We start from the raw sequence: 11507 nt of genomic DNA, 5'->3' as shown, positions 1-11507 counted from the left end.
GAGACGTATGAAGAAAATAGTCTTTACAGGTGGCGGTTCGGCAGGACATGTAACACCTAATTTAGCCATTATCCCATATTTACAGGAAGACAACTGGGATATCTCTTATATTGGTTCTCATCAAGGTATTGAGAAAACGATTATAGAAAAGGAAGGCATTCCCTACTATAGTATTTCGAGTGGAAAGCTACGTCGTTATTTTGATTTGAAAAATATAAAAGATCCTTTTCTTGTAATGAAGGGTGTTATGGATGCGTATGTAAGGATTCGAAAACTAAAACCAGATGTGATTTTTTCAAAAGGCGGTTTCGTATCTGTACCAGTCGTAATTGGAGGATGGCTAAATAGAGTACCAGTTTTATTACATGAATCTGATATGACACCAGGACTAGCAAATAAAATTGCGCTTCGTTTTGCTTCGAAAATATTTGTTACGTTTGAAGAAGCAGCGAAACATTTACCGAAAGAAAAAGTAATATATACGGGATCTCCTGTACGTGAAGAAGTGCTGAAGGGAAATCGTGAAAAAGGTTTAGCGTTTTTAGGTTTTTCACGTAAAAAGCCAGTTATTACGATTATGGGAGGCAGCTTGGGCGCGAAAAAAATTAACGATACGGCTCGAGAAGCATTACCAGAACTTCTTAAAAAATATCAAATTGTTCACCTTTGCGGAAAAGGTAACCTTGACGAAAGTTTACAAAATAAAGAAGGATATAGACAATTTGAATATGTACATGGAGAACTGCCAGACATATTAGCGGTAACAGATTTTGTTATTTCACGCGCGGGCTCCAACGCAATTTTTGAATTTTTAACATTACAAAAGCCGATGGTTTTAATTCCATTATCGAAATTTGCAAGCCGTGGAGATCAAATATTAAATGCAGAGTCCTTTGAAAGGCAAGGGTATGCCTCCGTATTATATGAAGAAGATGTAACTGTAAAATCTCTTATAAAGTATGTCGAAGAATTGAATCAAAATAATGAAAAGTATAAAACAGCACTAAAAAAATATAATGGAAAAGAAGCAATTAAAACAATCATTCAAAATATTTCAGAGGCATGATGAAACAATCATGCCTCTTTTAGTAGGGTGAAAGATTCCAAGAATTGATATTTTTATGTTACAATAAAGTGAAACTTTAATCAGTTGGGTTCATCCCACATCTAACTTTTTTACTGTTACTGAATTTTGAGGAGGGAGTCTTACTGCCCTCAAATAGCGGGATAACAAATGGGTTAATAGGGAAATTCCAATTAATGAGGCGTGAAAATACGAATGGATTAGGAGTGACTGTGTTGGAGCTAAGTCTCTATGAAAATACTGCACTTATTATATGCTTTGTGTTGTACGTTGGTAGTGTTATTGTTTATATTTCAAGGAAATTTTCGCAAGAAAGAGAGCTTGAAAAGTCAGAGATAACAGCTGAACTAGAAATGTTAGCTGATGAAAGTTATAAAAAACAAAAAATAAAAGAAGACCATGAAGCATCCCATCATTTAAACGCAAATAAGTTTTAAAGATGGGGATTTTTTTTGAAGTTGTTCTTTATTATAGCTATAACAAATAACGCTAAAAAGGAGTTTCCCCATACATAATGAAGGAGTGTATATAAATGAATTTTTATATCGCCTCAGGTTTCCAAAATAAACATCTTGTACATTCCGTAGCAAATGAACTGAAACATGCAGGATGGCACCATACATATGATTGGACCAAAAACGAAAGAGCAGCGAATGAAGAACGATTAAGAGAAATTGGTCAGGCAGAACGAAATGCTGTAAAAGAAGCGGATGTATTTTTACTTATATTAGATGGTGGAAACGGGAGCCATACAGAGTTTGGAATGGCGATTGCACTAGAGAAAACGATATATGTATATCATGCAGGAAACCCGCTCCAAACAACGTTCTATCACTTGCCAGAAATAAATATTTTTGAAGGAGATGTAGCTGAGTTTGCATCTTATGTTATGAATCATGTGAAATAATAGTAACTACCTAAAAGGTTATAAAAGTGATCTTTTGGGTACAGTGATGATAAGAAACGTATATAAAGGAGTACATAATATGAAATTAGAAAATGGATGGGAAACGAGCTTTTTAGAAGTCGTACAAAATAGTGAATTTAAGAAAGAGGCACTTCTTAGTCAATTGCTTTGTCAGGATAGTGAAGAAGTAGAAGAGCTTGTGGATGATTACGGCTACGAAGAACTTGTTGAACGTGAACATGATGATGAGTTAGCTGAAATCTTAGGAGAAGAACTTTTTAGTGAGATGGAACGCCAAGTATTCTTATCTTCAAATCCAGAAGAAAAACTTATTTCATTCGTCAATGGATTAGGTTTTCATGTGCTAGATTGGATCGTTCTTCTTGAAACAGAATTTGGCATTGATAGTGCAAACTTTACATCAGATGCTGTGAAGGTGTTAGAAAAGCGTTTCAGACAGTTTCCATACATAGAGGACAAGACAATTTTTGATATGACATTTGGAGAATCGATGGATGTATTAGAATCTGTTACAGGATTACAACTAAAGGAAAAGATGAACGTATAATGAAAAAAGAACGTGATTGGATCACGTTCTTTTTTTACATAATAATAATTTTATCATCTAGTTTTGTCTGCCCGGTAAGAAGTGCGTTTAAATATTCCACTTTTCTTATACAAGCTTGTATATGTCTTTCAATCTCTTGTAACTCTGCTTGGTGATGCGTTTCAATTGGATGAATTTGTACGTTGAATTTTTCAAATTGACTACTATATGTTATTTCTGCATAGCCGCTCATAATATCGGTTTCGTTATGAAATAAAAATTGCTTCGTTTTGTCACAGAATGATACATCCTGAAAGCCATATACTTTTAATGCTTCAATTACTTTTTTAATCATTTTTGTATTCATTTTTTAACCCTCTTTACGAAGTTCTACTTATATATTATAACATAAAAAATTACATAGAAAGCGCTTCCAAGTGTATTTTATTATAAACTTTACGTTTCAATCACAAAAATGAAACAAAGAAAAAATAATTGTAAAGAAGGAAGGACTCTTTTATTGTTTCGTCATATATATAGAGAAATAGTGCAATGAAAGGAAATTTTCCGAGGTGGAGATCGTATTTCCAATTTGAGCGCAGTAAAAGAGGTGAGAATTTTGAACTTTGATATTGTAGGACAAAAAGCATATATAAAAGATGGACCGCATCGGAACCGAATTGGAATTGTAAAGAAAAACGAGACAAAATTAGCATCGCAGTTTGCTATTGTAATTGGAGAACAAATCATTGATGTAGAGCTAAAGGATATCGTGTTAGTTGGAGTAGACGTAGGACAATTTCATAAATGGTGCGAACAAAATGGTTATTTGTGAAAAGGACGGGCTGTGAGATAATGAAATATATTTGAGGAAAGAGGATATGTTATCATATTCTCTTTTTCTATGTTTCAGGAGGCGAAAATGAAATATAAAGAACAGGAGTTTACGTTGGAGTTAAAAGAGAACATTCAATGTATGGAGAAGGAAATAGAGCGAATATCACTTAAACTGCATAAAGAGTATGCGCATTTATACATAGAAAAACACATGGAATTAGATATGGGATTTGCAAGAGAAAAAGAGAATCCCTTTGAGGTGGGTTATTATTCATCAGTTGCCATAGCTATATTAGATGAAGAAAAAGAGATGATTGAATTTCACTATATTCCAATTTGGAAATGCGAAAGAATCTTTTTAGGAATGTCAATTCATTCAAACATTTTTGGGAGTAAGAAAGTAGGGGAACTTGTTGATGAATCTTGTTATGAGATTGAGGAGGAGTTAAAAGAGCAACTAGAAGAATACTTGGAGTAAGAATTCTCAAGATAAAATCTATAAAGAGGGAACGGAATAAAAAAGACGCTAACAATTGTATGTTAGCGTCTTTTTTTCATTATGAAGCAATTTCACCAGTTTTTGTATCATCTTGATTGTACGTATCTTGATCTAATTCACCAAGCCATTTACTTGAAATAAGACCTGCTGTCATAGAACCACTTACGTTAAGAGCTGTACGCCCCATATCGATTAATGGCTCAACCGAGATAACTAGAGCAACAATACCGATTGGTAAGTTCATTGTAGATAGTACGATTAAAGCTGCGAATGTTGCGCCGCCACCAACTCCGGCAACACCGAATGAGCTAATAGCGATAACAGCGATTAAAGTTAAAATAAATTGTGGTTGTAATGGATCAATTCCTACAGTTGGAGCGACCATCATTGCAAGCATTGCTGGATAAATACCTGCGCAACCGTTTTGTCCGATAGATACCCCAAATGAAGCTGCGAAGTTTGCAATTCCTTCGGAAATACCAAGCTTTTCTTTTTGAGCTTCAATATTTAATGGCATCGCACCAGCACTAGAGCGAGATGTGAATGCAAAAGTTAGTACAGGGAACACTTTTTTCAAATATTGAATTGGATTTAAACCAGACAATGCAATTAATAATAAGTGAATGATAAACATTACGATAAGTGCTACGTAAGAGGCTAACACGAAGTTACCAAGTTTTAAAATAGCATTTATATCGCTACCAGCAACTGTTTTTGCCATAAGAGCTAATACGCCGTATGGAGTAAGGCGTAAAATTAATGTTACCATACGCATTACGATTGCATATACAGCATCAAGCATTTTCTTAAATAGTTCTGCTTGTTCTGGATATTTTCGTTTTACACCTATAAAGGCAATGCCGATAAAGGCTGCAAATATTACGACAGAAATTGTTGATGTTGGACGAGCGCCTGTTAAATCAAGAAACGGATTTGTAGGTAATAGCTCTAATAATTTATCTGGAATTGTTGTCTTTTCAATAGAAGTAAATCTTTCTTCAACTAGTTTCAGACGAGCAGATTCTGCATCACCTTGTTGCAAGCCTGTTGCAGATACATCAAATCCTGCACTTGCAGCGATACCGACAGCTGCAGCGATTCCTGTAGTAAGAATTAAAATTCCGATAATAAGACCACTGATTTTACCAAGGTTTTTCGTTAACTGTAATTTTGTAAAGGCTGAAATAATAGATACTAAAATAAGTGGCATAACGATCATTTGAAGTAATTTCACATAACCGTTACCGATTAAGCCAAACCAAGTATTTGATTCAATAATTACTTTAGAAGTTGGTTCATAAATAAATTGTAATATAAGACCGAATATAATTCCGACTCCTAAAGCAGTAAATACACGTTTATTAAAAGATACATGCTTACGTTGCATATAATATAATACGCCAACTAAAATGAGCATGACTGCAACGTTAATTCCGACAAGCAGTGTATTCATGTTGATTCCCCCTAATTCCAATCTGTTATATAGAATATAAGGCAATAAAACTTATAAGTCAACTAGGAAATTCCGGAATTAAAAAAAGATGGCAAAATGCCATCTTTTAATGTCCAGCCCCAGGGACAAGTAAAAACGTCGTGTAGTATGTAAATCCTATGAAGAAAACAGTTAAATATGCCCCAAATACGTATATATACATACGCTCTGTTAATTTTAAATAGCTTAAAAGTACGAAGAAACCTGTTTGTCCTAAAAATAGTAGTGCGGTCTGTTGCATATCCCCTACGTAAAACATAACCGAGAAAATTCCAGTCCAAAAGCCGAGAACGCGAAACATGCGCTCCATGCCATCTCCCTCCTTTTCTAAAAAAAGTAAACCTCACCTCATTATAGTTTATTTTTCTTACTATTGTAAATATTCATTCATATAAAAAGAAGCCAATTATTATTGGCTTCTTTTTATATGAGAAATTAAATTGTTAGTTTATAATTACAAGATTTACATCCATCTAATAGACTATCATTTCGAGTTAATTCCATGTTAGGGAATAGGATTTCAAAAATTCCTTTCATCATATCTCCGTGCATGTTACAAATTTCAGTTGGATGATGAACAGCAACTTCTTTAAATGGACAATTGTGTACATCATAGAAAATTTTTGTTCCATCTGCACTTAATTCAAATGCAGGTGATAAGCCAGCTGTTGAGAAAGCTTCTTTTGCAATTTGAACTTTTTGTTCCACTGTTAAAGCATCTTCACTCACATTTAAACGTTGCATATGTTGTTGCATTAATTCAGCTCCGAATTGTTTTCCTGTTTCGTATAGCGCTTTCTCACCAGCAGCGCCAAGGCTAAGTAAAGAATTAAATGCGATTCTTGCTAATAATTGATAATCACGGAATGGAAATTGTAATTGGATAACATCTTCAGATAAGACATATAATCTGCTCGGTCTTCCGCCTTTTCCAGTTTTCTTCGTTTCCGATTTTAGCATATGAACATCTTCTAATTTAGATAAATGTAAACGCGCTACGTTTGGATGAATATCGAATTCATCTGCAATTTCTTGTACCGTTACGTAACTATGTTTTTGCGAAATATATTTATAAATGTAATAACGAGTTGGGTCAGATAATACACCTGTAATTTTTAAAGCTTGTTCCATGAGGATCTCCACCTTTATCACTTTATCCAAGATAATAACATTATAATACAGATAAACATGAGTATAGGTAATTTCAGACAATAATTCGGAAATTGTTCATAATTTCACAAACATATTTTTCCTTTTTCCTCTATTGAAAATACAAAAGTCCAAATTTTTATTGTGCATGTTTTCATGCTATATACATAGTGAGGAGGGAAAAGTGATGAATGGGATTGAAATTTTTGCGAATACAATTTTAAAAGAGGCGTGTAGGGTACAAGCGTCAGATTTACATATTGTGCCCCGGCAGAAGGATGTAGCAGTGCAACTACGTATAGGAAAAGATTTAATGACGAGACAGTGTATTGAAAAGGAGTTTGGAGAAAAACTTGTCTCACATTTCAAATTTTTAGCATCTATGGACATAGGAGAGAAACGGAAGCCACAGAATGGTTCGTTGTATTTGCAAATTGATGGACAAGAAGTGTATTTACGCCTTTCAACACTTCCAACAGTATATCAAGAAAGTCTCGTTATTCGCCTTCATTTACAAGCATCTGTTCAGCCCTTATCACATCTTTCGCTATTTCCAAGTACGGCAGCAAAACTACTCTCGTTTTTACGATATTCACAGGGGCTACTCGTGTTTACTGGACCGACTGGATCTGGGAAGACGACGACAATGTATGCATTATTAGAAGTAATTAGAAAAAAGAAAACACATCGCATCATTACACTTGAAGATCCGGTTGAAAAAAGAAGTGACGATGTATTACAAATTCAAATAAATGAAAAAGCGGGTCTCACATATGAAACAGGATTAAAGGCTATTTTACGTCATGATCCAGATATTATTTTAGTCGGTGAAATCCGGGATGAGGAAACAGCAAAAATAGCTATAAGAGCAAGTTTGACAGGACATTTAGTAATGACAACGCTGCATACGAATGATGCGAAAGGAGCAATCATTCGTTTCATGGATTATGGTATAACGAGGCAAGAGATTGAACAGTCTTTATTGGCTGTAGCTGCACAGCGACTTGTCGAATTGAAGTGTCCGTTTTGCAGAGGAAAGTGCTCAACTTTATGTAAATCAATGAGGCAAGTAAGGCAAGCAAGCATTTATGAGCTACTATATGGACATGAGTTAAAACAAGCACTTAAAGATGCAGATGGAGAATGTGTTACTTACAAACATGAGACTTTAGAATCGTCAATACGAAAAGGATATGCTTTAGGTTTTTTAGAAGAAGATGTTTATGTTTAAGAAAACTTGGAGTTTAAGTGATCAAGTAGTATTGTTGAAACGTTTAGGAGAATTATTAGAAAAAGGCTACTCTCTTTTACAAGCATTAGAATTTTTACAGTTTCAATTACCTGTAGAAAAGAAAGTACAATTGCAGCGCATGATTGAGGGGTTAAAAGATGGGAAAAGTCTACACGATTCTTTTCATCAGTTAAAGTTTCATCAGGACATGTTAAGTTATCTATTTTATGCCGAGCAACATGGTGATATTTCTTTTGCTTTGCAACAAGGAAGTGCACTTCTTTATAAGAAAGATAAGTATAGGAAAGACATGATGAAAATAATGCAGTATCCTATGTTCTTGATGTTTTTTCTACTAATCATGCTTTTTATTTTTAACCTCATTTTATTACCTCAGGTTGAAATGGTTTATAGTTCGTTCGGTTCTAATACACCACTACTTACAGAACAAATTTTAAGTGCAATAAAACTGCTACCATACATTATTTTAACCGCTATTTTAACTGTTATTATTGGATGTAGTTTATACATGTTGTATTTTAGGAAACTTCCACATATTAGACAGGTAAAAATCATGCTTCGTATTCCTCTCATCAAAACACTTCTTATTTTAAAGCATTCACATTATTTTGCTACTCAGTTGAGTGGTTTATTAAATGGTGGACTATCAGTATGCGAAGCTTTAACAATAATGATGGAGCAAAGATATCATCCGTTCTTTCAATATGAAGCGAATCGGATTGAAAGACAATTAATTGGAGGAGAACAGTTACAATCTATCATTGCTAAAAGTGGGTATTACGAGAAAGAACTTTCTTATGTTATTACGCATGGACAAGCAAATGGCAATTTAGGGATTGAATTAGGTGACTATAGCGATCTTATTATGGAAAAGATGGAACGAAAAATTAAACATATGTTAGTTATCATTCAGCCTATTTTATTTACATGTATTGGAGGAATCGTTGTCCTTATGTATTTAGCGATGATTATGCCGATGTTTCAAATGATGAATTCTATTTAGGGGGCATTTGTATGCAGAATGAGGAAGGATTTACTCTGTTAGAGATGCTATTAGTAATGGTTGTCATAACTATATTATTACTATTAATTATTCCAAATGTAGTTACACAGCGTTCATCGGTCCAAGGAAAAGGGTGTGCAGCTTACATGAAATCTATAGAAGCGCAAATACAAGTATATCAATTACAACATAATAAAATTCCATCGTTAAAAGAACTGGCAGATGAAAAGTATATTACAACTGATAAGTGTCCGAATGGCGAATCTATTCATATATCAGATGATGGCACAGTATCAATTAGGGCATTGTGAAACAACAAGGGTTTACTTTTTTAGAAATGTTACTCGTTTTATTTGTTATTTCTGTATTAAGTATAGTTACGTATTTTAGTGTTCATTCCTTATACGAGCGACAAAAAGTTGAACAATTTTTGAGACAGTTTTCAAATGATATTTTGTATATGCAGCAATTAGCGATAAACCGTCAAAAGCACTACACATTACGTTGGCATAAAGATAGAAATATGTATGCTATAAAAGAGTCAGGTACAAAGTATTATATCGTTAAGCGAGAGTATGAAGAAGATATACAAATTGATTTGCATACGTTTCCAAATCCGATGACATATAATCCAAGTGGAAATATTAATAGAGGTGGTACGATTATAATTTCGTATAGAAATTATAAATATGAAATTGTATTTCAGCTTGGAAGAGGGAGATTTACGTATCGTGAAATGTCAAAAAGGATCCATAATGGCTGAAATGATTGTATCGTTAAGTGTTTTAATGATGGCTGTATCGTTACTACTACCGCAAACAGTATTAGTTATGCAAGAAAGAAAAAATATACAAATTCGTTATAAGGCAACTGGATTATTAAAAAAAGAAGCAGCTATATATATGTATGGAAATGAAGAAAAGCGAATAATAGAAAAGAATATAAATGGAATTGTGTATTACACATATTGGGGAGGCAATGAAGTTTGTACCATGTGGAAAGATGTGAAAGACAGAATGATGGAACAATGCTTTTATGTAGGAGAAAAAATAAATTAGAATTTGGTTTTTCATTAATAGAAATGATTGTATGTCTGTTTCTATTATCAATATTTTTTTTGCTCTTTCCCCGCCTACATTTCATTGAAATGGAAAATAAACAGTCGAAAGGGTTAAATGATTGGGAGTGGGATGTGTATTTAGGGCAAATGCAATTGGAGTTTCGTGAAGTATCATCTGGAGAACAGCTAGCATTTGAAAATGGAGAAAGTATTTTACAATTCCGATCGCGTAATGGGAGTGAAGTATCGTATGAAAAAGAGAATAGTCGTCTTATAAGAAAGGTAAATAGGCGCGGGAGGGAAGTTGTTTTACAAAATATTGGAACGGTTTCTTACAAACTAACACCTCATGTACTCATTATAAATGTGAAAGATACTAGTGGGAAAATATATGAAGGTGTAGTTATGCGATATAGCGAAATAGGAATAAACGTATGAGAAAGCAAAAGGGATTTACAATGCCTGGAACGATTATCTTTCTTATTTTATTAACTTCTTTTTTTATATACGAAACAAATATGTTGTTTACAGATAAAAATTTTTATATAGGAATAGAACAAAAATTTTTATTGGATGAATTACTTAACCGATCTATTACAGATATAAAAAAAGACTTACAGCAAAAAGAAAAAGAAGATACATTTTTCTTTCAGTATGAAAAGGGAGAAGCGAGTGGAAATTATGTCTTTGAAAATGATTTAATTCTCGTTGCTTTGCAGTGTACACTCAAACAGGAAGCTTTCTATACGGTGAGTTTTCGGTATAGAAAAAAGGATGGGAAAATAGTCGATTGGATAGAAGGATAATATGTAAAATATATATATAGATAAACCAGGATTCCCTATTGTAAATTGAATTGATTTTTTAGAAGAAATGGATAAATATAATGATTAAAAGTTTAAATTTTCTCAAAAAAGAGAAAGGTAGAAAGAATATGATATATTCATGCTATCCAATCATTATTTTTAGGGAGAATAGGGAAATGACAAACAACAATCAAATAGGTGAAAATAAGGAACAAACTATTTTTGATCATAAAGGAAATACGATTATGACAGAAGATAGAGAAATACACATTATTTCAAAATTCGAAGAACCTCTTATTGTCGTATTAGCAAATGTACTAAGTGATGAAGAATGTGACGAATTGATTGAAATGTCTAAAAATAAAATGGAGCGTTCTAAAATTGGTTCATCACGTGATGTAAATGATATTCGAACAAGTAGCGGTGCATTTTTGGAAGACAATGAACTTACTTCAAAGATTGAAAAACGAATTTCATCTATCATGAATGTTCCGGTGGCGCACGGAGAAGGATTGCACATTTTAAATTATGAAGTGGATCAACAATATAAAGCACACTATGATTATTTTACGGAACATAGTAGATCAGCTGCTAACAATCGTATTAGTACGCTTGTAATGTATTTAAATGATGTAGAAGAAGGCGGAGAAACGTACTTCCCAAAATTAAATCTTTCTGTACACCCTAGAAAGGGAATGGCAGTATACTTTGAGTATTTTTATCAAGATCAATCACTAAACGAGCTTACGTTACACGGAGGGGCACCTGTAACGAAAGGCGAGAAATGGATTGCAACGCAGTGGGTGAGAAGAGGTACTTATAAGTAAAAGCGAGTGTTACGTTTTGTTCTTTATAGTATAAGAACAAAACG

Annotated in this window: 18 protein-coding genes; 14 read left to right on the top strand and 4 right to left on the bottom strand. The window is 33.5% G+C overall.

Features of this window, described 5'->3' with window-relative positions; genetic code table 11:
- Positions 1 to 7 precede the first annotated feature (7 nt).
- The 4 genes from murG (at position 8) to NST86_RS21585 (ending at position 2559) form a co-directional block, all read left to right on the top strand.
- Positions 8 to 1066 carry an undecaprenyldiphospho-muramoylpentapeptide beta-N-acetylglucosaminyltransferase gene (murG, locus tag NST86_RS21600; RefSeq protein ID WP_000724777.1) on the top strand — a complete coding sequence of 353 codons (1059 nt, stop codon included), beginning with the start codon at positions 8 to 10 and terminating at the stop codon, positions 1064 to 1066.
- A gap of 194 nt (positions 1067 to 1260) precedes the next feature.
- Positions 1261 to 1521 (top strand): DUF3966 domain-containing protein, encoded by a 261-nt coding sequence (locus NST86_RS21595; RefSeq protein ID WP_001250699.1) that lies wholly within the window; start codon positions 1261 to 1263, stop codon positions 1519 to 1521.
- A gap of 95 nt (positions 1522 to 1616) precedes the next feature.
- Positions 1617 to 1991, top strand: coding sequence for a nucleoside 2-deoxyribosyltransferase (locus NST86_RS21590; RefSeq protein ID WP_016118628.1), 375 nt, complete (start codon positions 1617 to 1619; stop codon positions 1989 to 1991).
- 79 nt (positions 1992 to 2070) lie between these two features.
- Positions 2071 to 2559: a hypothetical protein gene (locus NST86_RS21585; protein ID WP_000764267.1), complete on the top strand. Its 489-nt coding sequence runs from the start codon at positions 2071 to 2073 to the stop codon at positions 2557 to 2559.
- Positions 2560 to 2593: 34 nt separating this feature from the next.
- Here the strand turns inward: NST86_RS21585 and NST86_RS21580 are convergent, their stop codons facing one another.
- A complete protein-coding gene (locus tag NST86_RS21580) occupies positions 2594 to 2905 on the bottom strand; it encodes a hypothetical protein (RefSeq protein WP_001093237.1) in 312 nt (103 codons plus the stop codon).
- A 252-nt stretch (positions 2906 to 3157) separates the two neighbouring features.
- On the opposite strand from NST86_RS21580, the gene NST86_RS21575 reads away from it, so the two are divergent.
- Complete coding sequence (locus tag NST86_RS21575; RefSeq protein ID WP_001008326.1) at positions 3158 to 3373, top strand: DUF3912 family protein; 216 nt, start codon at positions 3158 to 3160, stop codon at positions 3371 to 3373.
- An 87-nt stretch (positions 3374 to 3460) separates the two neighbouring features.
- Positions 3461 to 3853 (top strand): hypothetical protein, encoded by a 393-nt coding sequence (locus NST86_RS21570; RefSeq protein ID WP_016118627.1) that lies wholly within the window; start codon positions 3461 to 3463, stop codon positions 3851 to 3853.
- 79 nt (positions 3854 to 3932) lie between these two features.
- Here the strand turns inward: NST86_RS21570 and NST86_RS21565 are convergent, their stop codons facing one another.
- The 3 genes from NST86_RS21565 to NST86_RS21555 form a co-directional block, all read right to left on the bottom strand.
- Positions 3933 to 5327: an L-cystine transporter gene (locus NST86_RS21565; protein WP_001094336.1), complete on the bottom strand. Its 1395-nt coding sequence runs from the start codon at positions 5325 to 5327 to the stop codon at positions 3933 to 3935.
- 106 nt (positions 5328 to 5433) lie between these two features.
- A complete protein-coding gene (locus tag NST86_RS21560; protein WP_000440721.1) occupies positions 5434 to 5676 on the bottom strand; it encodes a DUF2626 domain-containing protein in 243 nt (80 codons plus the stop codon).
- Between the two features lie 125 nt (positions 5677 to 5801).
- Positions 5802 to 6497 carry a helix-turn-helix transcriptional regulator gene (locus tag NST86_RS21555; RefSeq protein ID WP_000434125.1) on the bottom strand — a complete coding sequence of 232 codons (696 nt, stop codon included), beginning with the start codon at positions 6495 to 6497 and terminating at the stop codon, positions 5802 to 5804.
- 205 nt (positions 6498 to 6702) lie between these two features.
- On the opposite strand from NST86_RS21555, the gene comGA reads away from it, so the two are divergent.
- The 8 genes from comGA to NST86_RS21515 all read left to right on the top strand — a co-directional run bounded on the left by comGA (position 6703) and on the right by NST86_RS21515 (position 11463).
- Entirely contained in the window at positions 6703 to 7746 is a 1044-nt protein-coding gene (comGA, locus tag NST86_RS21550; RefSeq protein WP_061663163.1) for a competence type IV pilus ATPase ComGA, read from the top strand.
- A complete protein-coding gene (gene comGB, locus NST86_RS21545) occupies positions 7739 to 8770 on the top strand; it encodes a competence type IV pilus assembly protein ComGB (RefSeq protein ID WP_033694213.1) in 1032 nt (343 codons plus the stop codon). Before comGA ends, comGB begins: the two co-directional genes overlap by 8 nt.
- A gap of 11 nt (positions 8771 to 8781) precedes the next feature.
- Positions 8782 to 9081: a competence type IV pilus major pilin ComGC gene (gene comGC / locus NST86_RS21540; RefSeq protein WP_001178683.1), complete on the top strand. Its 300-nt coding sequence runs from the start codon at positions 8782 to 8784 to the stop codon at positions 9079 to 9081.
- Positions 9078 to 9533 carry a competence type IV pilus minor pilin ComGD gene (gene comGD, locus NST86_RS21535; protein WP_000813143.1) on the top strand — a complete coding sequence of 152 codons (456 nt, stop codon included), beginning with the start codon at positions 9078 to 9080 and terminating at the stop codon, positions 9531 to 9533. Before comGC ends, comGD begins: the two co-directional genes overlap by 4 nt.
- Positions 9526 to 9828, top strand: a complete 303-nt coding sequence (locus NST86_RS21530; protein ID WP_000829473.1) for a hypothetical protein — start codon at positions 9526 to 9528, stop codon at positions 9826 to 9828. Before comGD ends, NST86_RS21530 begins: the two co-directional genes overlap by 8 nt.
- The gene (gene comGF / locus NST86_RS21525; RefSeq protein WP_000923099.1) at positions 9798 to 10268 is read left to right on the top strand and encodes a competence type IV pilus minor pilin ComGF; all 471 of its coding nucleotides are present in this window, start codon (positions 9798 to 9800) and stop codon (positions 10266 to 10268) included. The genes NST86_RS21530 and comGF overlap by 31 nt, the downstream gene beginning before the upstream one ends.
- Entirely contained in the window at positions 10265 to 10636 is a 372-nt protein-coding gene (gene comGG / locus NST86_RS21520; RefSeq protein WP_016118625.1) for a competence type IV pilus minor pilin ComGG, read from the top strand. The genes comGF and comGG overlap by 4 nt, the downstream gene beginning before the upstream one ends.
- 176 nt (positions 10637 to 10812) lie before the next feature.
- On the top strand, positions 10813 to 11463 hold the full coding sequence (locus NST86_RS21515; RefSeq protein WP_140159105.1) for a 2OG-Fe(II) oxygenase: 651 nt from the start codon (positions 10813 to 10815) through the stop codon (positions 11461 to 11463).
- Positions 11464 to 11507 lie beyond the last annotated feature (44 nt).

Origin of the sequence: Bacillus sp. FSL L8-0199 (assembly GCF_038005705.1) — a bacterium.
GTDB lineage: Bacteria > Bacillota > Bacilli > Bacillales > Bacillaceae_G > Bacillus_A > Bacillus_A cereus.
Note: the sequence above shows the minus strand (reverse complement) of the source record. Positions and strands in the feature narration are given on the sequence as shown.

Excerpts from the sequence above, each read along its gene's own strand:
- murG (WP_000724777.1), top strand. The coding sequence starts at position 8 with ATGAAGAAAATAGTCTTTACAGGTGGCGGTTCGGCAGGACATGTAACA.
- NST86_RS21595 (WP_001250699.1), top strand. The coding sequence starts at position 1,261 with ATGAGGCGTGAAAATACGAATGGATTAGGAGTGACTGTGTTGGAGCTA.
- NST86_RS21590 (WP_016118628.1), top strand. The coding sequence starts at position 1,617 with ATGAATTTTTATATCGCCTCAGGTTTCCAAAATAAACATCTTGTACAT.
- NST86_RS21585 (WP_000764267.1), top strand. The coding sequence starts at position 2,071 with ATGAAATTAGAAAATGGATGGGAAACGAGCTTTTTAGAAGTCGTACAA.
- NST86_RS21580 (WP_001093237.1), bottom strand. The coding sequence starts at position 2,905 with ATGAATACAAAAATGATTAAAAAAGTAATTGAAGCATTAAAAGTATAT.
- NST86_RS21570 (WP_016118627.1), top strand. The coding sequence starts at position 3,461 with ATGAAATATAAAGAACAGGAGTTTACGTTGGAGTTAAAAGAGAACATT.
- NST86_RS21565 (WP_001094336.1), bottom strand. The coding sequence starts at position 5,327 with ATGAATACACTGCTTGTCGGAATTAACGTTGCAGTCATGCTCATTTTA.
- NST86_RS21560 (WP_000440721.1), bottom strand. The coding sequence starts at position 5,676 with ATGGAGCGCATGTTTCGCGTTCTCGGCTTTTGGACTGGAATTTTCTCG.
- NST86_RS21555 (WP_000434125.1), bottom strand. The coding sequence starts at position 6,497 with ATGGAACAAGCTTTAAAAATTACAGGTGTATTATCTGACCCAACTCGT.
- comGA (WP_061663163.1), top strand. The coding sequence starts at position 6,703 with ATGAATGGGATTGAAATTTTTGCGAATACAATTTTAAAAGAGGCGTGT.
- comGB (WP_033694213.1), top strand. The coding sequence starts at position 7,739 with ATGTTTAAGAAAACTTGGAGTTTAAGTGATCAAGTAGTATTGTTGAAA.
- comGC (WP_001178683.1), top strand. The coding sequence starts at position 8,782 with ATGCAGAATGAGGAAGGATTTACTCTGTTAGAGATGCTATTAGTAATG.
- NST86_RS21530 (WP_000829473.1), top strand. The coding sequence starts at position 9,526 with ATGGCTGAAATGATTGTATCGTTAAGTGTTTTAATGATGGCTGTATCG.
- comGF (WP_000923099.1), top strand. The coding sequence starts at position 9,798 with ATGCTTTTATGTAGGAGAAAAAATAAATTAGAATTTGGTTTTTCATTA.
- comGG (WP_016118625.1), top strand. The coding sequence starts at position 10,265 with ATGAGAAAGCAAAAGGGATTTACAATGCCTGGAACGATTATCTTTCTT.
- NST86_RS21515 (WP_140159105.1), top strand. The coding sequence starts at position 10,813 with ATGACAAACAACAATCAAATAGGTGAAAATAAGGAACAAACTATTTTT.